The sequence below is a fragment of the Flavobacterium sp. P21 genome (genome assembly GCF_050632225.1).
Lineage (GTDB): Bacteria > Bacteroidota > Bacteroidia > Flavobacteriales > Flavobacteriaceae > Flavobacterium.
Genome location: NZ_CP192585.1, coordinates 4,077,802 through 4,096,653, shown reverse-complemented (window position 1 = coordinate 4,096,653; position 18,852 = coordinate 4,077,802). Strand labels below are relative to the sequence as shown.

The 18,852-nt window shown below is 38.0% G+C and carries 11 protein-coding genes and 2 pseudogenes; 6 read left to right on the top strand and 7 right to left on the bottom strand.

What is annotated here, in order from left to right; all coding sequences use genetic code 11:
- From ACQ9BO_RS20555 to ACQ9BO_RS20525, 7 genes are all read right to left on the bottom strand, one after another.
- Positions 1-918, bottom strand: coding sequence for a PorP/SprF family type IX secretion system membrane protein (locus tag ACQ9BO_RS20555; RefSeq protein WP_431242263.1), 918 nt, complete (start codon positions 916-918; stop codon positions 1-3).
- Between the two features lie 152 nt (positions 919-1,070).
- Positions 1,071-3,134, bottom strand: a complete 2,064-nt coding sequence (locus tag ACQ9BO_RS20550) for a gliding motility-associated C-terminal domain-containing protein (protein WP_431242262.1) — start codon at positions 3,132-3,134, stop codon at positions 1,071-1,073.
- A complete protein-coding gene (locus tag ACQ9BO_RS20545; RefSeq protein WP_431242261.1) occupies positions 3,073-5,280 on the bottom strand; it encodes an Ig-like domain-containing protein in 2,208 nt (735 codons plus the stop codon). The genes ACQ9BO_RS20550 and ACQ9BO_RS20545 overlap by 62 nt, the downstream gene beginning before the upstream one ends.
- Positions 5,234-10,594 carry an Ig-like domain-containing protein gene (locus ACQ9BO_RS20540; protein WP_431242260.1) on the bottom strand — a complete coding sequence of 1,787 codons (5,361 nt, stop codon included), beginning with the start codon at positions 10,592-10,594 and terminating at the stop codon, positions 5,234-5,236. The genes ACQ9BO_RS20545 and ACQ9BO_RS20540 overlap by 47 nt, the downstream gene beginning before the upstream one ends.
- On the bottom strand, positions 10,527-10,859 hold the full coding sequence (locus tag ACQ9BO_RS20535; protein ID WP_431242259.1) for a hypothetical protein: 333 nt from the start codon (positions 10,857-10,859) through the stop codon (positions 10,527-10,529). The genes ACQ9BO_RS20540 and ACQ9BO_RS20535 overlap by 68 nt, the downstream gene beginning before the upstream one ends.
- Complete coding sequence (locus ACQ9BO_RS20530) at positions 10,792-12,006, bottom strand: hypothetical protein (RefSeq protein WP_431242258.1); 1,215 nt, start codon at positions 12,004-12,006, stop codon at positions 10,792-10,794. Before ACQ9BO_RS20530 ends, ACQ9BO_RS20535 begins: the two co-directional genes overlap by 68 nt.
- The gene (locus ACQ9BO_RS20525) at positions 11,987-12,472 is read right to left on the bottom strand and encodes a hypothetical protein (protein ID WP_431242257.1); all 486 of its coding nucleotides are present in this window, start codon (positions 12,470-12,472) and stop codon (positions 11,987-11,989) included. Before ACQ9BO_RS20525 ends, ACQ9BO_RS20530 begins: the two co-directional genes overlap by 20 nt.
- Positions 12,473-13,289: 817 nt before the next feature.
- On the opposite strand from ACQ9BO_RS20525, the gene ACQ9BO_RS20520 reads away from it, so the two are divergent.
- From ACQ9BO_RS20520 to ACQ9BO_RS20495, 6 genes and pseudogenes are all read left to right on the top strand, one after another.
- Entirely contained in the window at positions 13,290-13,775 is a 486-nt protein-coding gene (locus tag ACQ9BO_RS20520; protein ID WP_431242256.1) for a SixA phosphatase family protein, read from the top strand.
- 5 nt (positions 13,776-13,780) lie between these two features.
- A pseudogene (gene ppk1, locus ACQ9BO_RS20515) lies at positions 13,781-15,858 on the top strand (polyphosphate kinase 1).
- A gap of 32 nt (positions 15,859-15,890) precedes the next feature.
- On the top strand, positions 15,891-16,781 hold the full coding sequence (locus ACQ9BO_RS20510) for a Ppx/GppA phosphatase family protein (protein WP_431242255.1): 891 nt from the start codon (positions 15,891-15,893) through the stop codon (positions 16,779-16,781).
- Positions 16,782-16,887: 106 nt separating this feature from the next.
- Positions 16,888-17,469 (top strand): TMEM175 family protein, encoded by a 582-nt coding sequence (locus tag ACQ9BO_RS20505; protein WP_431242254.1) that lies wholly within the window; start codon positions 16,888-16,890, stop codon positions 17,467-17,469.
- A gap of 3 nt (positions 17,470-17,472) precedes the next feature.
- The gene (locus tag ACQ9BO_RS20500; RefSeq protein ID WP_431242253.1) at positions 17,473-18,039 is read left to right on the top strand and encodes a Crp/Fnr family transcriptional regulator; all 567 of its coding nucleotides are present in this window, start codon (positions 17,473-17,475) and stop codon (positions 18,037-18,039) included.
- Positions 18,040-18,245: 206 nt separating this feature from the next.
- A pseudogene (locus ACQ9BO_RS20495) lies at positions 18,246-18,823 on the top strand (NAD(P)H-dependent oxidoreductase).
- The last annotated feature ends 29 nt before the right edge of the window (positions 18,824-18,852 follow it).

Sequence of the window (18,852 nt, the reverse complement as noted above, 5' to 3'; positions counted from 1 at the left end):
TTAGAAGAAACGAGGAGTTGTGATTTTACCATTTTTAGTAAAGAATTCATAACGAAGGAATATCTCATGAGATCCTGAATTATAATTATTAAGGTTTGTGGTTTCGTGATCGTAACCGTAACCTAAATAAAGACCGTCGGTGATTTGGAACCCAACCATAGCGCTTAATGAAGCACTCCATCTGTAACCGACACCGGCAACAAACTTATCAAAGAACATAAAGTTCGCTGAAAGATCTACTTGAAGTGGTGCACCTTCAACCATTTTAGTAAGTACAGCTGGTTTGAATTTGATGTATTGGTATTTGTCTAAATCAAATACATAACCGGCCATTAAATAATAATTGATTTTGTCTTTGAAAATGGCAATATCATTGTCATCGTAGCGATTCGTTTCAATAAAGTTTGGAATTGAAAAACCAATGTAAGCTTTGTCAGAATGCCAATAAACTCCCGCTCCCACATTTGGAGAAAATTTATTGTTCAGATCCTGAAATTGTGGATCTCCAGAAATTTCTGGATTCAGTTTGTTGACATCTAAATTGAATATATTGGCAGTTCCTTTAATCCCAAATGACAGTTTGAAATTAGCCGATGTTTGGACTGTATATGAAACATCAACAGAAATGTTGTTTTCATTTGTTGGACCAATTTTATCATTAACAAGTGAGCCTCCAATTCCCAAATTACTATTGTTAATAGGAGTATTTACAGAGAAAGTACTTGTTTCTGGTGCACCATCAAGACCAACCCATTGTGTACGATATAGTCCAAAAATGCTTAAGGCTCCACGAGAACCTGCATAAGCAGGATTTATGTTTATTGTGTTGTACATGTATTGCGTATATTGAGCATCTTGTCGCGCGTGACTTGCAATAGTTACAAACAGAATGACGAAGTAAAATAATTTTGTTCTCATAGTAGATGTTTATTATTTCAATTTTACTATTGAATTATTAATGAAATCCTCTAAAAAAATCCACGATATTATTCCTTCAATTCCCGGATTTTTAATATTAGTTGCTGTATCAGGCTGATATAGATTTTATATCAGCCTGTAGCAGTCTGGGTTTATTTTGAAAGATAGAGGTATCCGTCTTTTTTGTTATATTGAATCGCATTATTACCGTCTAAAGATTTGTAAGTCACAATGTAGAAGTACGTTCCTGTTGGTAATCCTTCAGATTTGTTAACAGTAGTTCTTCCTCGTGAGGTTCCATCAAACGCATTCGTTGTATTGTTATAGTCAGTAGTTTCAAAGACTAATATTCCCCAACGATTATAGATCTCGACTGTGTTTCCTGGGTAACAGGTCAAGTCGCCAATACCATCAATTACAAACACATCATTTATACCGTCTCCGTTTGGAGAGAAAGCATTGTGTACCACTATGTTTTGACATGGTAATACTTTACAGTCATCATTGATTTCCATATTAAGTACTACACTACGAGGGCAGTTTTGATCAGCAATTCTGTACTCAAATGCGTAGTTTCCAATAGCTAACCCAAGTGCATTTAAGACACCGTCTCGCAATGCATTAGTGTTGTTCGTGTCAACCCACGTTCCATTTCTTGGCGTATCTGTTGGAAGAAGAGAAAGCAAGTCGATTAAAGTTGAATCATCATTACAAGCTGAACTGCTTAGTGTTGTTACACCATTTGGAATAACTGTTATGGTAATTGTACCGGTATCACAATTGTCTGGATTTAATTTTTCACAAATTTGATAAGTCAATGTGTAAGTTCCAGGCGCTGTTAAGCTTGTTACATTTAGATTACCAGAAGCATCTACCGTAATATTTGGATCAGTTTTTACCTCATTAGTTTGAGGTAATACACTAAAGTTTACTAATTGCAGTGCCACTGGAGCCTGATTCAATACGTCATTGCTTAATACATTTCCAACGATTCCAAATCGGTTACAACCAATGTTTGTAAAGCTGTCGTCGTTTGCCACTATTGGTGTTTTACCAACAGTTACTGTTACTATTGCTGTATCACAGTTTCCAAAGTCAGCGTTTTCACAAATTTGATAAGTCAATGTGTAAGTTCCCGCTGGCGTATTTGGTGCAACAGTAATTGATCCGTCAGGATTTAATGTCAGAACTCCTTTAGGGTCTGGCGTTACTGTTGTCAAAGTAACATCGCTTGGATTTACTGGTGAGCCGTTTAAGGTATCGTTAGTATAAACGTTGATTACATTTGTTCCACCGGTTACTCCGTTTATTGGTCCTGCTGTATCATCATTGGCAACAATTGCAAATGTTGGTCTTGAGGTACAATAAGGATCAGCTGGCGGATAACTTACAACGATTGTTTCGCTTGGATTAACAGAGATTGTAACGGTAGCTGTTGGACGAAGATTTTCAAATCCGTCTGGAGCCTGAATCCATTTATTATCTTGGAAAACCCATCCTGGCCAGTCAATACCATTTCCATTCTGATCTACCACAGCTCCTGGCCACAATACTCTTCCGCTAAGCGGTAGGTTGGTCATTGTAGTGACTACATTATTATTGCTGTCAGCCCATGTAATTGTTACGCCGTTTATAGGAGTAAAGTTTACCGGCGTTGCAGAATAGTCAAGATAAGGAACATCGTTCACACAAATTGATGTTGCAGTAACCGTCATAACTGGAGCTTCAATTGTAATAGTCACAGTTGCTGTGTCGCAATTTGAAGTTTGATCGGCTTCACAAATTTGATACACCATTGTTAATGTTCCAGCTGGAGCATTTGGCAGAATATCTACAGAGCCGTCAGGATTCAATTGCAAGAATTCGTTTGGCGTTACTGTTGTAATCACTACATCTGAAGCTGTTATTGGTTGTCCTTCAAGAGTGTCATTTGTTAATACATTCAATACATTTGGTGTAGTAGTATTAACTCCAGGGAAAGGTCCGCCGTTATCATCATTGGCAACAAGGTCTTGGAACTCTTTGCAATTAACTCCAAAGTCAATATCTAAATGAACTAAATCTTCTGGTGTTACATTAACAATGTATCCATCTGCACTTGTAGTCGTGCATACGGTATGCATTTGTATTTTGCCAGTTTTAGATGTTGCTTTTTTAGCTGTACTTGCTGATGGAAGAACTTTCACTAATCCAGTTGCTCCTAAAGCGTACCGCAACTGCATCTAAGTTCGCATCTCTAACAAGTTTAACTTTGTACTCTCCATAAGGATTTTCGCTTTCTGGTCTGTTTCTCCAGAAACCTTGAATTCCAATAATTACTTCATCATGATATCCATTTGGACCATCCACAATAACATTGGCACTTTTGGCATTTCCAAATCCACCGGCATTTAATTCGCCAGCATTTTGTGGACCGGTATAGCTTCCATCACCGTTTAAATCAAGCCATTCCCATAAGCTATAATCAATAGCGCCATCGCTGTCTGGGATATTTTTAGTTACAATGCCATCATTGTTGGCATCATACCACTCATCCTGAATTCCGTTGCTATTGGTGTCATACCAAACATAATCTCCTAAAACTGGAAGTTTTGATTTTCCATATAAGAAGTCATGTACTTGGAATTTGCATTCTTCAAGAGTTGTAAAGAACAAACTTGAATCTACAGGATATAATTGATATGCACTATTTAAATTAGCATCTTGAACTTGAACTAAGTAACTTCCTGCAACCATGCCAGCGAATGAATACTCTCCATTAGCATTGGTAATGCGAATTAAAATTGGACCAGTAGTTGTTCCTTGAGGAATCAATGTAATCGGCACATTCGCAATAGGAGTGTTAGTATCTACGTTGATAATCTGACCAGATATTTTAACTTTATAATTTGGCTGTGTAATAGTAACAGTAGCCGTTGCTGTACAAACTTGACCTTCACCATTTACAGGTGCAGTTGCAGTAAGTGTATAAGTTCCAGCTGGCAAATTAGTATTTCCAACAACTTCATTATTAGCATTTGTAATCACAACAGTAGCGCCTGGACTGCTAGTTACAGCAATCGAACCGTCAGTTCCGTCAAGACAGCTTACGTTTGTTGGAACTCCAGAAACAGATACTTTGTTGTCAACAGTAAATGTCTGAACTAATTCTGTTTTATTTCCAGCGCAATCTGTCAAAGTATAGGTTCTAGTCAATACATAAGCATTTCCGTCGCAACCACTTGCTCCATTGTTAGAATCGCTTACAGTAACGGTTACATTTCCTTCACAATTATCAGCTTCATCAATAATATCGCTAGGATTTCCAACTGGAATTTCAGTAGTGCTTTGTAAACCTGCCACATCTGCTGGAGCAGTTCCTGTTGGAGGAGTAGTATCTCTAACGGTAATGATTTGTGTGAATGATTCTGTATTTCCAGAACAATCACTTGTTGTCCATTTACGAGTTAAAGTATATTCAGTTCCACATTCATTTTTGATATCGCTTTTAACTTCAGATAATACAATTGGTAAATCTCCACCGCCACAATTATCAGTAGCCTGAATATTTGCTGGCTCTGGAACCGCATCGCAAGAAACTGTTATATCAGATGGAAGTTCGCCATTAAATACTGGCTTAGTAGTATCTTGAATTGTAATCACTTGAGTGAAAGTTTCAGAAGTATTACCGCAATCATCTTTTATAGTCCAAGTATTAGTATAAGTTCCAGCATTTGAACAACCTTCAGAAGCTATAAACTGGCCACTTACTTTTACAATATTAGTAACGTCACTATCGCATGCGTCAGTAGCAGTAGGGAACAAGGCTTGCGCCGATGCCAAAGCTTCTGTATCGCCGCATTCGATTGTTTTGTTTAAAGAAGCAGTTTGTGTTGTCCAAGTTGGAGCTGTTGTGTCTTCTATTGTAATTATTTGAGTGAAAACATCCGATGTATTGCCACAATCGTCCTTAACTGTCCAAGTGTTGGTATATGTTCCAGAATTTCCGCATCCTTCAGTAGCTACAAATTGACCACTTACTTTTGTGATGTTTGAAACATCGGCATCACATAAGTCGGAAGCTGTTGGGAATTGAGCTTGAGCAACTGCAAGTCCTTCTGTGTCGCCGCATTCTAAAGTTACATTTAGAGTGCCGGCAACAGTATTCCAAGTTGGAGCAGTTTTATCTTCAATTGTGATTACCTGAGTGAAAGTATCAGAAGTATTGCCGCAGTCATCTTTTACGGTCCAAGTATTGGTGTAAGTTCCAGAATTTCCGCATCCTTCGGAAGCTACAAATTGACCACTTACTTTTGTGATGTTTGAAACATCGGCATCACATAAGTCGGAAGCTGTTGGGAATTGAGCTTGAGCAATACGCAAGTCCTTCTGTGTCGTCGCATTCTAAAGTTACATTTAGAGTGCCGGCAACAGTATTCCAAGTTGGAGCAGTTTTATCTTCAATTGTGATTACTTGCGTGAAAGTTTCAGAAGTATTTCCACAATCGTCTTTTACAGTCCATGTATTGGTATATGTTCCAGAATTTCCGCATCCTTCGGAAGCTACAAACTGGCCACTTACTTTAACGATGTTTGAAACATCAGCATCACATAAGTCGGAAGCTGTTGGGAATTGAGCTTGAGCGTTAGCAAGCCCAGAGGCATCGCCGCATTCCAAAGTCACATTCAAAGCTTCTGCGGCTGTTGTCCAAGTCGGTGCAGTTGTATCTTCGATTGTGATTACCTGATAGAAACTGTCGGTAACGTTTCCACAATCATCTTTTGCAACCCAGCTGTTAGTATATGTTCCAGCATTCGCACAACCTTCAGAAGCTACGAATTGACCGCTTGTTTTGGTATAAGTTACAATTGTGCAATTTGCAGTAGCTTGAGGAGCCTGAGCCTGAGCTGTGGCTAATCCTGCTGTATCGCTACATTGTAAAGTTACATTCAATGTTCCAGCTACTGTAATCCATTTTGGAGAAGCAGTATCTTGGATTGTAATCACTTGAGTGAATGTAGTTGAGGTGTTGTTGCAAAGATCTTTTGCAACCCAAGTATTGGTATAAGTTCCAGTACTTCCACAGCTTCCTCTTTGCAATTCTCCGCTTGTTTTCACATAAGTTATGTTTCCATTGCAGTTATCAGTTGCAACCGGAGCTTGTGCTTGTGCGACATTTAATCCTTCTGTATCGCTACATTGTAAGGTCACGTTAAGAGCATCTGCGACTGTTGTCCAAGTCGGAGCTGTTGTATCTTGGATTGTAATTACCTGAGTGAAAGTGTCAGAAGTATTGCCGCAGTCATCTTTTACCGTCCAAGTATTGGTATAAGTTCCTGTGTTTGAACATCCTTCAGAAGCCACAAACTGTCCGCTTGTTTTGGTGATGTTTGAAACATCAGCATCACATAAGTCAGAAGCTGTTGGGAACTGAGCCTGAGCGTTTGCAAGTCCAGATACATCGTCGCATTCCAAAGTTACATTTAAAGCTGTTGGAGCAGTTGTCCAAGTCGGTGCTGTTGTATCTTGGATTGTAATTACCTGAGTGAAAGTATCAGAAGTATTGCCGCAGTCATCTTTTACTGTCCAAGTATTGGTGTAAGTTCCAGAATTTCCGCAATCTTGAGAAGCCACGAACTGACCGCTTGTTTTGGTGATGTTTGCAACATCAGCATCGCATAAGTCAGAAGCAGTTGGGAACTGAGCTTGGGCAGTGGCAAGACCTGAAGCATCGTCGCACTCTAAAGTCACATTCAAAGCTGTTGGAGCAGTTGTCCAAGTCGGTGCTGTTGTATCCTGAATGGTGATTACCTGAGTGAAAGTATCAGAAGTATTGCCGCAGTCATCTTTTACGGTCCAAGTATTGGTGTAAGTTCCAGAATTTCCGCATCCTTGAGAAGCTACAAACTGGCCACTTACTTTTGTGATATTAGAAACATCTGCATCGCATAAGTCAGATGCAGTTGGGAACATTGCCTGAGCATTTGCAAGTCCAGATACATCGCCGCATTCCAAAGTCACATTTAATGAACCTACTGTAGTTGTCCAAGTCGGTGCTGTTGTATCCTGAATGGTGATTACCTGAGTGAAAGTGTCAGAAGTATTGCCACAATCATCTTTTACCGTCCAAGTATTGGTGTAAGTTCCAGCGTTTCCGCATCCTTGAGAAGCCACGAACTGTCCGCTTGTTTTAGTGATGTTAGAAACATCAGCATCGCATAAGTCAGAAGCTGTTGGGAACTGAGCCTGAGCATTTGCAAGTCCAGATACATCGCCGCATTCCAAAGTTACATTCAAAGCTGTTGGAGCAGTTGTCCATGTTGGAGCAGTTGTATCTTGGATTGTAATTACCTGAGTGAAAGTTTCAGAAGTATTGCCACAGTCATCTTTTACCGTCCAAGTATTGGTATAAGTTCCTGTGTTTGAACATCCTTCAGAAGCCACAAACTGACCGCTTACTTTAGTTATGTTGGCAACATCAGCATCACATAAGTCAGAAGCTGTTGGGAACTGAGCCTGAGCGTTTGCAAGTCCAGATACATCGCCGCATTCCAAAGTTACATTTAAAGCTGTTGGAGCAGTTGTCCAAGTTGGTGCTGTTGTATCTTGGATTGTAATTACCTGAGTGAAAGTGTCAGAAGTATTGCCACAGTCATCTTTAACTGTCCAAGTATTGGTATATGTTCCAGCGTTTCCGCATCCTTGAGAAGCCACGAACTGTCCGCTTATTTTGGTGATGTTTGAAACATCAGCATCGCATAAGTCAGATGCAGTTGGGAACTGAGCCTGAGCATTTGCAAGTCCAGATACATCGCCGCATTCCAAAGTAACATCTAAAGAACCAGCCTGGGTATTCCAAGTAGGAGCAGTTGTATCCTGAATTGTGATCACCTGAGTGAAAGTATCAGAAGTATTTCCGCAGTCATCTTTTACGGTCCAAGTATTGGTGTAAGTTCCAGCGTTTCCGCAACCTTGAGAAGCCACGAACTGTCCGCTTGTTTTGGTGATGTTTGAAACATCAGCATCGCATAAGTCAGAAGCTGTTGGGAACTGAGCCTGAGCAGTGGCAAGACCTGAAGCATCGCCGCATTCCAAAGTCACATTCAAAGCTGTTGGAGCAGTTGTCCAAGTCGGTGCTGTTGTATCCTGAATGGTGATTACCTGAGTGAAAGTGTCAGAAGTATTGCCACAATCATCTTTTACCGTCCAAGTATTGGTGTAAGTTCCAGAATTTCCGCAACCTTGAGAAGCCACGAACTGTCCGCTTGTTTTGGTGATGTTTGCAACATCAGCATCGCATAAGTCAGAAGCTGTTGGGAACTGAGCCTGAGCAGTGGCAAGACCTGAAGCATCGCCGCATTCCAAAGTCACATTCAAAGCTGTTGGAGCAGTTGTCCAAGTCGGTGCTGTTGTATCCTGAATGGTGATTACCTGAGTGAAAGTGTCAGAAGTATTGCCACAATCATCTTTTACCGTCCAAGTATTGGTGTAAGTTCCAGAATTTCCGCAACCTTGAGAAGCCACGAACTGTCCGCTTACTTTTACAATATTTGAAACATCAGCATCGCATAAGTCAGAAGCTGTTGGGAACTGAGCCTGAGCAGTGGCAAGACCTGCCGTATCGCCGCATTCCAAAGTCACATTTAATGAACCTGCTGTAGTTGTCCAAGTCGGTGCTGTTGTATCTTGGATTGTAATTACCTGAGTGAAAGTATCAGAAGTATTGCCACAGTCATCTTTAACTGTCCAAGTATTGGTATATGTTCCAGCGTTTCCGCAACCTTGAGAAGCAACGAACTGACCGCTTGTTTTGGTGATGTTTGAAACATCAGCATCGCATAAGTCAGATGCAGTTGGGAACATTGCCTGAGCATTTGCAAGTCCAGATACATCGCCGCATTCCAAAGTCACATTTAATGAACCTACTGTAGTTGTCCAAGTCGGTGCTGTTGTATCCTGAATGGTGATCACCTGAGTGAAAGTATCAGAAGTATTTCCGCAGTCATCTTTTACGGTCCAAGTATTGGTGTAAGTTCCAGAATTTCCGCAACCTTGAGAAGCCACGAACTGTCCGCTTACTTTTACAATATTTGAAACATCAGCATCGCATAAGTCAGAAGCTGTTGGGAACTGAGCCTGAGCAGTGGCAAGACCTGCCGTATCGCCGCATTCCAAAGTCACATTTAATGAACCTGCTGTAGTTGTCCAAGTCGGTGCTGTTGTATCTTGGATTGTAATTACCTGAGTGAAAGTATCAGAAGTATTGCCACAGTCATCTTTAACTGTCCAAGTATTGGTGTAAGTTCCAGCGTTTCCGCAACCTTGAGAAGCCACGAACTGTCCGCTTGTTTTGGTGATGTTTGAAACATCGGCATCGCATAAGTCAGAAGCTGTTGGGAACTGAGCCTGAGCAGTAGCAAGACCTGAAGCATCGCCGCATTCCAAAGTCACATTCAAAGCTGTTGGAGCAGTTGTCCAAGTCGGTGCTGTTGTATCTTGGATTGTAATTACCTGAGTGAAAGTATCAGAAGTATTGCCGCAGTCATCTTTTACCGTCCAAGTATTGGTGTAAGTTCCAGAATTTCCGCAACCTTGAGAAGCCACGAACTGTCCGCTTACTTTTACAATATTTGAAACATCAGCATCGCATAAGTCAGAAGCTGTTGGGAACTGAGCCTGAGCAGTGGCAAGACCTGCCGTATCGCCGCATTCCAAAGTCACATTTAATGAACCTGCTGTAGTTGTCCAAGTCGGTGCTGTTGTATCTTGGATTGTAATTACCTGAGTGAAAGTATCAGAAGTATTGCCACAGTCATCTTTAACTGTCCAAGTATTGGTATATGTTCCAGCGTTTCCGCAACCTTGAGAAGCAACGAACTGACCGCTTGTTTTGGTGATGTTTGAAACATCAGCATCGCATAAGTCAGAAGCTGTTGGGAACTGAGCCTGAGCAGTAGCAAGACCTGCCGTATCGCCGCATTCCAAAGTCACATTTAAAGCGGTTGAAGCAGTTGTCCAAGTCGGTGCTGTTGTATCCTGAATGGTGATCACCTGAGTGAAAGTATCAGAAGTATTTCCGCAGTCATCTTTTACGGTCCAAGTATTGGTGTAAGTTCCAGAATTTCCGCAACCTTGAGAAGCCACGAACTGTCCGCTTACTTTTACAATATTTGAAACATCAGCATCGCATAAGTCAGAAGCTGTTGGGAACTGAGCCTGAGCAGTGGCAAGACCTGCCGTATCGCCGCATTCCAAAGTCACATTTAATGAACCTGCTGTAGTTGTCCAAGTCGGTGCTGTTGTATCTTGGATTGTAATTACCTGAGTGAAAGTATCAGAAGTATTGCCACAGTCATCTTTAACTGTCCAAGTATTGGTGTAAGTTCCAGCGTTTCCGCAACCTTGAGAAGCCACGAACTGTCCGCTTGTTTTGGTGATGTTTGAAACATCGGCATCGCATAAGTCAGAAGCTGTTGGGAACTGAGCCTGAGCAGTAGCAAGACCTGAAGCATCGCCGCATTCCAAAGTCACATTTAAAGCTGTTGAAGCAGTTGTCCAAGTCGGTGCTGTTGTATCCTGAATTGTGATTACCTGAGTGAAAACTGCTGAAGTATTATTGCAGACATCTTTAGCGGTCCAAGTGTTGGTGTAAGTTCCAGAATTGGCACAAGTTCCAGCGGCGAAAGTTCCGCTCACTTTTGTATAAGTTACAGTTCCGCCGCAATTGTCTGTAGCAACAGGAGCCTGATTTTGTGCTCGCTGTCAATCCTGCTGTATCGCTACATTCCAAGGTAACATTTAATGAACCTGCTGTAGTTGTCCAAGCTGGAGCACTAGTATCTTGGATAGTGATCACTTGAGTAAAAACTGTTGAAGTATTATTGCAGACGTCATTAGCGGTCCAAGTGTTGGTGTAAGTTCCAGAATTGGCACAAGTTCCAGCGACGAAAGTTCCGCTCACTTTTGTATAGGTTACAGTTCCACCGCAATTGTCTGTGGCAACAGGAGCCTGATTTTGTGCTCGCTGTCAATCCTGCTGTATCGCCGCATTCCAAAGTCGCATTCAGAGAACCAGCCTGTGTTGTCCAAGTTGGCGCAGTCGTGTCTTGGATAGTGATCACCTGAGTGAAAACTGTTGAAGTATTATTGCAGGCATCTTTAGCGGTCCAAGTGTTGGTGTAAGTTCCAGAATTGGCACAAGTTCCAGCGACGAAAGTTCCGCTCACTTTTGTATAAGTTACAGTTCCGCCGCAATTGTCTGTAGCAACAGGAGCCTGATTTTGTGCCGCCGCCAATCCTGCTGTATCGTCGCATTGCAAAGTAACATTTAATGAACCTGCTGTAGTTGTCCAAGTTGGAGCTGTGGTATCGTTAACAGTTACTATTTTTTCACAAGTAGAACTACATCCGTTTAAAGTAGTAGTTAATAATAATTTAAACGTTGTATTACAGGTAGAACCAGCTTGAACAGTTACGTTTTGTGAGTTTGTAGCTGATGTAATTGTAGCGCCATTTGCAGTCGCAGGAGGCAAAGACCAGGAATAGGTTGTCATATTGGCTGGAGCCGCATAAACGTTAGAAGAAGATAAACATACAGGACCAGCACTACCAGTAATAGAACAAGCAGTTGGAGCATTTACCGTTACGGTTGCTTCACTTGTCGCAATATTGCTTCCAGAACATAAACCTGAATTAGAAAATATTGCTCTAAATTTTGTGGTTTCGGTTAAATTACCTGTAATGTAGCCGGTTAAACCTATAGTATTAGCAATATCTACCCACACTGAAAATGGTGCAACAGATGATTGCCATTTAATTACATTAGAATTAGCATTGAGACCTGCTATTGTTAAAGCAACACTAGCCCCTGAACATATAGTTGAGTTTGGTCCAACTGTTCCTTTTAGTGGAATTCCAAAAGTAAGTGGAGTATTAGTACATAGGCTTGAATTAGGTGAGTTACCACTAACAGAAGCTAATTTTGTAACGTTAATTACACCAGGATTATTGGGATCACAAATGTTAATTCCCAAGCTTCCAAAAGGAACATTAAATTCTAAAAATGTAGCTCCGGAATTACAATTGGCCTTACCTGCCTGAGCGAGCAAGACCTGCTGGGATAACATTAGTTTGAGTTTTAACACTGCCATTTCCTGTATATAACGTAAAACCATTTCCGTTAGAATTAATTTCTAAGATATACTCAGCACCAGCTACACTAATAGTTCCTCCAAATGAATCTGAGGTTAATCCTGTTGATGGATTATTATCGGTATCTAAGTACAATCTAAAAAGTGCCGAACCACCATTACCTATGTCCATACCTAATCTTAGAACTTGATTTTGGGTATCAACTTTAGCACGAATCGTTCCAATATTACATGTTGAAGAAGGGTTAGCTAACAATACTGTGCTATAAACCGTTCCAGTCGCATATTCATCACCTACTGAACCTGGTCCGGGGCAGTAATTGCCATCATATGTGTTTTGAGAATAGCCACTTGTAATAAATATTAAAAGCAACGCAACATAAACGTATTTAATATTCATATTCATTAAAGTAATGTTTTTCATAATCTCTAATTTTTAAACTTTAGTAATCATATTTTGAGATTTTTTAATTAATAATCAGCTTTTTAACTGATTGTTAATTTGTCAAGGCTTTGTTTATTCAATAAAATTTTAGTCGGCTTGTAAAAAAAGAGCGTGTTTTTTTTAATAGGTTTTAGATTAATGTTTAATAAAATTCTCAAGAAGATGTAAAAACGGTTCTATTTATTTTTTTAAATGGGACAAATAGGTTTTTAATCACATCGTACATTTCTAACCAAAAAAATAACTTACAATTTTGACGCTTTTGAGATATTTGAAGTGTCATTTTTTTATTCTTGCTAATTACTTCTCTGTTTTGTGATATATTTAATATTTTAACAAAATCAAAGTTATATTAGAGTTTTTGTAATATGTTTTTTTTATCTATAACTAACCTAAAAACTCGTTGAAGTGTTGTTTTTTTATCAAAAATTGACTAAAAAATATTTTTTTCAACTGCAAAAAGTAAAATTTTTCTGTCTCTTTTTTTTGCTTTATTAGCGATAATGAGTTTTTTGTAAAGGTTTAAATGATTAATAATCAGGTATTTGGCTAAAATTTTGAATAAAAGCAAAATATCGACTAAAAACTAATTTTATAGATGAAGTACATAAAATGCAGAAAATCGCATTTCTATTTTCTTTTAATTTTTAACGTTTTGCGAATAGTTAATTCTTGTTAAAATTTTGTTAGAGTGTTAACAGAAATAAAAAAAGGGAAATGATTAAAATTTCTTTTGTAAATTAGAACTTAGAAAGCAGTTTTCTCGTTATGTATTTATTTTTAAATATTGTCTTTTATGAAAAACTTAATTTTAATACGACACGCAAAATCAAGCTGGGAAGCGCCTCTTAAAGATTTTGACAGACCTTTAATGAAAAGAGGAATTTTAGATGCACATGAAGTGTCTTCAAATATTTCAAAATATCTACCAAAAACCTATATTATATGGAGTAGTACCGTCGCACGTGTCGCGGAGACGGCTCTTATTTTTGCTCAAAATATTTCGTACCCCCTCGAAAGCATTGTTTTCAAAGACGATCTTTATACTTTTGATGACAAACAACTCGAAAAAGTTATCAAATCGTGTGATAATAGTTTAGAAAGCGTTATTCTTTTTGGACATAACGAGGCTATTACAAATTTTGTTAATAAATTTGGGGATGTTTTTATTGATAATGTCCCAACTTCAGGTTTCGTCTCCCTGCAATTTGACACAGAAAGCTGGGATACGCTCAATAAAGGCAAGACACATAAAACAATTTTCCCCAAAGATTTAAAATAAAAAAAGTGTACGAACAGAAATATATCGATAGAGAAAAAAGTTGGTTAGCGTTTAATGCAAGAGTGCTTCAAGAAGCCGCAGACAACACGGTTCCACTTTTAGACAGACTGCGTTTTGTTGGAATTTTTTCAAACAATTTAGATGAGTTTTTCAGAGTTCGGTATGTCGCGATTCGAAGATTGAGTCTCTCGGGTATTTCTGGCGAAAAGTATTTAGGCGGAATTTCTGCTCACCAATTAATTAAGGATATTACCGAAATCGTAATTCAGCAACAATCTGAAAGTTTACGTATTCTTGGAAATATTGAAGCCGAACTAGAAGCCGAGAATATTTTTATTATAAATGAAACTCAAATTACCAAAAAACAAGAGTGTTTCTTAAAAGACTTTTTTACACAAAAATTAAGTCCAGAATTGGTGACAATCATTCTTAATGATTTGGCAGTTTTTCCAGTTTTGAAAGATACTTTGGGTTATTTGGCTGTTCGTTTAGAATTGGCAACAGATGAAGTTCGTTACGCTTTAATCGAAATTCCAAAAAACATCAACCGTTTTGTCGTTCTTCCTTCAGAAGATGAAAAGCAATATGTAATATTGATTGATGATGTTATTCGTTATAAACTTAAGAGCATCTTCAATATTTTTGATTATAAAAGTGTTTCGGCACACATGATCAAAATTACGCGTGACGCGCAGTTAGATATCGACAGCGACTTAAGCAAAAGTATGCTCGAAAAAATTTCTAGCTCCGTAAAAGACCGCCGAATTGGAGAGCCAGTGCGCTTTATTTATGACAATTTAATTGAAGAAGATACACTACAATTCTTTTTGGAAAAAATGAAAATTGTAGAAACAGATAGTATAATTCCGGGTGGAAGGTATCACAACCGCCGTGATTATATGGATTTCCCAAATTTAGGCCGTTACGATTTATTGTATAAACCAAATGAACCTTTACCAGTTCCAGGTTTGAGTTTGGATGGAAGTATTTTAGAGAAAATCAACAAAAAAGATTATTTGGTGCATGCGCCTTATCAGTCATTTTCATATTTGACCAAATTTTTGCGTGAAGCGACTTTAGATCCAAAAGTTACTAGTATCAAAATCACGTTATATCGTCTGGCTAAGAATTCACAGATTATCAGTTCGTTGATCAATGCCGCTAAAAACGGAAAAAAGTAGTCGTTCAAATCGAGCTTCAAGCACGTTTTGATGAAGCTTCGAATATCTCATATGCAGAACAAATGCAGACTGAAGGCATCGAGCTTATTTTCGGAATTAAAGGTTTGAAAGTGCACAGTAAAATTTGTGTAATTGAAAGAATCGAAGAAGGAAAAACACGTCGTTACGGCTTTATTTCAACTGGAAACTTCAATGAATCAACAGCAAAAATTTATACAGATGTTACGCTTTTCACTTGTCATCAAGGGATTTTAAAAGATACTTCGAAAATATTCGAATTCTTTGATATAAATTATAGAGTGCACAGATACAAGCATTTAATTGTTTCGCCGCATTACACAAGAACAAAATTCATTAAGTTGATTGATCGCGAAATTTTGCATGCACTTGCTGGCAGAAAAACGCATATTAAATTAAAAATGAATAGTTTATCTGATTTCAAAATGATCGATAAATTATATGAAGCAAGTAATGCCGGAGTTAAAATCCAGCTTCAGGTTCGAGGAATTTGTTCTTTGATTCCTGGAATTCCTGGAATGAGCGAAAATATTGAAGCAATAAGTATTGTAGATAATTATTTAGAGCATTCAAGAGTTTATATTTTTGGAAATGCTGGTCTAACGGAAGTTTACATTTCTTCTGCCGATTTTATGACTAGAAATCTTGACGGAAGAGTCGAAGTTACCTGCCCAATTTATGATCTCGAAATCAAAAAAGAACTGATTGATAATTTTAATATTGCATGGAAAGGGAATGTTAAAGTGAGATATCATTCCTATAAATTAGATAACAAATACAAGCCTCGAAATCATCATGCCCCATTTAGAGCGCAATTTGAAACTTATAAATATTACCAAAACAAAATTGAAGTGGCCGAAGCGGTTCCTCAAAAAATAGATTAATTAAAACCAATTTTTCAAATCATAAAGTGAGCATGATTAATATTAGAAAATTTGCGGCAATAGATATCGGTTCAAATGCCATGAGGCTTCTGATATCGAATGTTGTAGAACAAGAAGGAAAAGATCCGCAATTTAATAAAAGTTCGCTTGTCCGTGTGCCAATTCGTTTGGGACAAGATGCCTTTACCGTTGGAGAAATATCACAAGAAAACACAGATCGAATGGTTGATGCCATGAAAGCATTCAATCTTTTGATGAAAGTACATAAAGTAGAGCGTTATATGGCGTTTGCTACTTCGGCAATGCGTGAAGCTTATAATGCCAAAGAAGTTGTGGCTTTGATTAAAAAGAAAGCCGATATTAAAATCGAAATTATCGACGGCAAAAAAGAAGCGACAATTATTGCTTCGACAGATTTGCATCATTTATTAAAAACAGACGAAACCTATCTTTTTGTAGATGTAGGTGGTGGAAGTACTGAGTTTACTCTTTTTTCAGATGGAAAAATGATCAATTCAAGATCATTCAAAGCGGGAACAGTTCGTTTGTTGAATAATATGGTTTGCGATGTAGTTTGGGATGAAATCGAAAAATGGATTAAAACCAATACTGCAGATTACGATGAAGTAACATTGATTGGATCTGGTGGAAATATCAATAAATTGTTCAAAATGTCTGGAAAACAGCAGGAAAAACCGCTTTCATACATTTATATCAATTCACAATATGCGTTCTTGAATTCATTGACTTACGAACAAAGAATCGCTGAATTAGGTTTAAACTCTGACCGCGCCGACGTTATCATTCACGCAACTCGCATCTATCTAAATGCAATGAAATGGAGTGGAGCACGCCAGATTTATGTGCCAAAAATTGGACTTTCTGACGGAATTGTAAAAGCAATGTACTACGGTAAAATTTAATTTTTTGCCACTAATCACACGAATTAGCACGAATTATTTTTAAAGTTTTTGAAAATAAAATTAGTGTAAATTGGTGTAATTCGTGGCAAACTTACACTTGTAATAAATGAATAAAACTAGACTTGAAGCCTTTAGTGACGGTGTTTTGGCAATTATTATAACCATTATGATTTTGGAAATAAAAGTTCCAGAAGGTCATGAGTTTGCCGATTTAAAACCGCTTATTCCTAAATTTCTGAGTTATATTTTGAGTTTTATTTACGTTGGGATTTATTGGAATAACCATCATTATTTGCTTCATGGTTTGTCCAAAGTGAACGGAAAAGTGCTTTGGAGCAATCTGCATTTATTGTTTTGGCTTTCGTTGATTCCAGTTTCGACAGGCTGGATGGGAGAACATAATTTTGAGAAAGCATCAATGGCATTTTACGGAATTATTTTGCTTTTATGCGCAATTGCTTACGTGATTTTGCAATATGTAATTATGTGTAATGAAGGTGATGATTCTCCTCTAAGAAAAGCGCTCGGCAAAGATTTAAAAGGAAAAACTTCAGCGGTTTTATATATCATCGGAATTGTTGCTTCTTTTTACAATGAGTGGATTTCTGGTGCGGCCTATTTTATCGTGGCATTGTTGTGGCTTATTCCAGATAAAAGAATTGAACGCGTTTTTAATTCTAATGATTAATTCATGAAAGCCGTTTTTCAGTCCATTCAAAATTTTTCTTCAGATGAATTAGAACTTTTGGATAGTCTAATTACGTTTCGAACGCTTAAAAAAGGCGAGCTTTTATTGACTGAAAATCAAGTTTGCAATGAAGTTGTTTTCATCAAAAAAGGTATTCTAAGATCGTTTTTTGTAAATCATAAAGGGGATGAAATAACCAATTGTTTTGCTTTTGAAAATGAATTTATGGCTTCGTTTGCCAGTTTTATTACACAAGAAAAAGCAGAAGAAAATATTCAAGCTCTTGCCGAAACCGAGCCGCAGATTTTAGATCGAAAAGCTTTGGAAAAATTATATGAATCTGGTTTTAACTGGCAGGAAACAGGCAGGAAATTAACCGAATTAGAGTTTGTCAATCTGCATAAAAGAATGGTTTCTTTTCAAAAATTATCTGGTGCTCAGCGCTACGAAGAGCTTTATCAGAATCATCAAAAATACATACAGTTGATTCCGCTTCAATATTTAGCTTCTTATTTAGGAATTACACCAAGACATTTAAGCCGAATCAGAAAAGCGGTTTTGAGTATTTGATTTTAAAGATAAAGTGCACTCGCAGATTTGGCAGATTGAGCAGATTTATTTTATTTGTATTCTGATTTAAAAATCTGAAAAATAATTTTAAGATTTTCAAAATCTGCTTAATCTGCCAAATCTGCGAGAGAATAAATAACCGATTTTCAGGACATTTGTCTATTAAAAGAAAATCTGTAAAAAGTATTTTTGAGAAAACATTTGATATGAAAAAAATACTGATTATAAACGGACACCCTAATGCTGAAAGTTTTAATTTTGGTATAGCCGAAGCTTATAAAAAAGGCGCAATTGCTTCTGGCACTCAGGTAGAAACTATTACAATTGCTGATTTGAAATTCAATCCGAATTTACAGTTTGGTTACCAAAAACGAACAGAATTAGAACCCGATTTACTTGAATCTTGGGAGAAAATCAAAAGAGCTGATCACTTAGTTTGGATTCATCCTGTTTGGTGGGGCGGACTTCCTGCAATTACAAAAGGATTTATCGATCGTTTGTTTTTGCCAGGAATGGCTTTCCAATACAGAGAAAAGTCCGTTTGGTGGGACAAACTGTTGAAAGGCAAAACAGCTCATATTATTACAACTTTAGATCAGCCAGGCTGGTTTTACCGATTGTCTTTTGGAAGACCAAGCGTAAATCAGCTGAAAAAATCAACCTTGCAATTCTGTGGAATAAAACCGGTAAAAGTAAGCTACATCGGAATTATTAAAGGTTCTGATGAAGACAAAAGAAAAAGTGGTTAGAAAAAGCCTATAATTTCGGACTTATTAATCGATAATTTTTTGACGATTTGAGCAATAGTGACCT

Bases quoted from the DNA above. Each gene is read 5' to 3' on its own strand.
- ACQ9BO_RS20525 (WP_431242257.1), bottom strand. From the start codon at position 12,472: ATGAAAAACATTACTTTAATGAATATGAATATTAAATACGTTTATGTT.
- ACQ9BO_RS20555 (WP_431242263.1), bottom strand. From the start codon at position 918: ATGAGAACAAAATTATTTTACTTCGTCATTCTGTTTGTAACTATTGCA.
- ACQ9BO_RS20510 (WP_431242255.1), top strand. From the start codon at position 15,891: ATGATTAATATTAGAAAATTTGCGGCAATAGATATCGGTTCAAATGCC.
- ACQ9BO_RS20500 (WP_431242253.1), top strand. From the start codon at position 17,473: ATGAAAGCCGTTTTTCAGTCCATTCAAAATTTTTCTTCAGATGAATTA.
- ACQ9BO_RS20520 (WP_431242256.1), top strand. From the start codon at position 13,290: ATGAAAAACTTAATTTTAATACGACACGCAAAATCAAGCTGGGAAGCG.
- ACQ9BO_RS20505 (WP_431242254.1), top strand. From the start codon at position 16,888: ATGAATAAAACTAGACTTGAAGCCTTTAGTGACGGTGTTTTGGCAATT.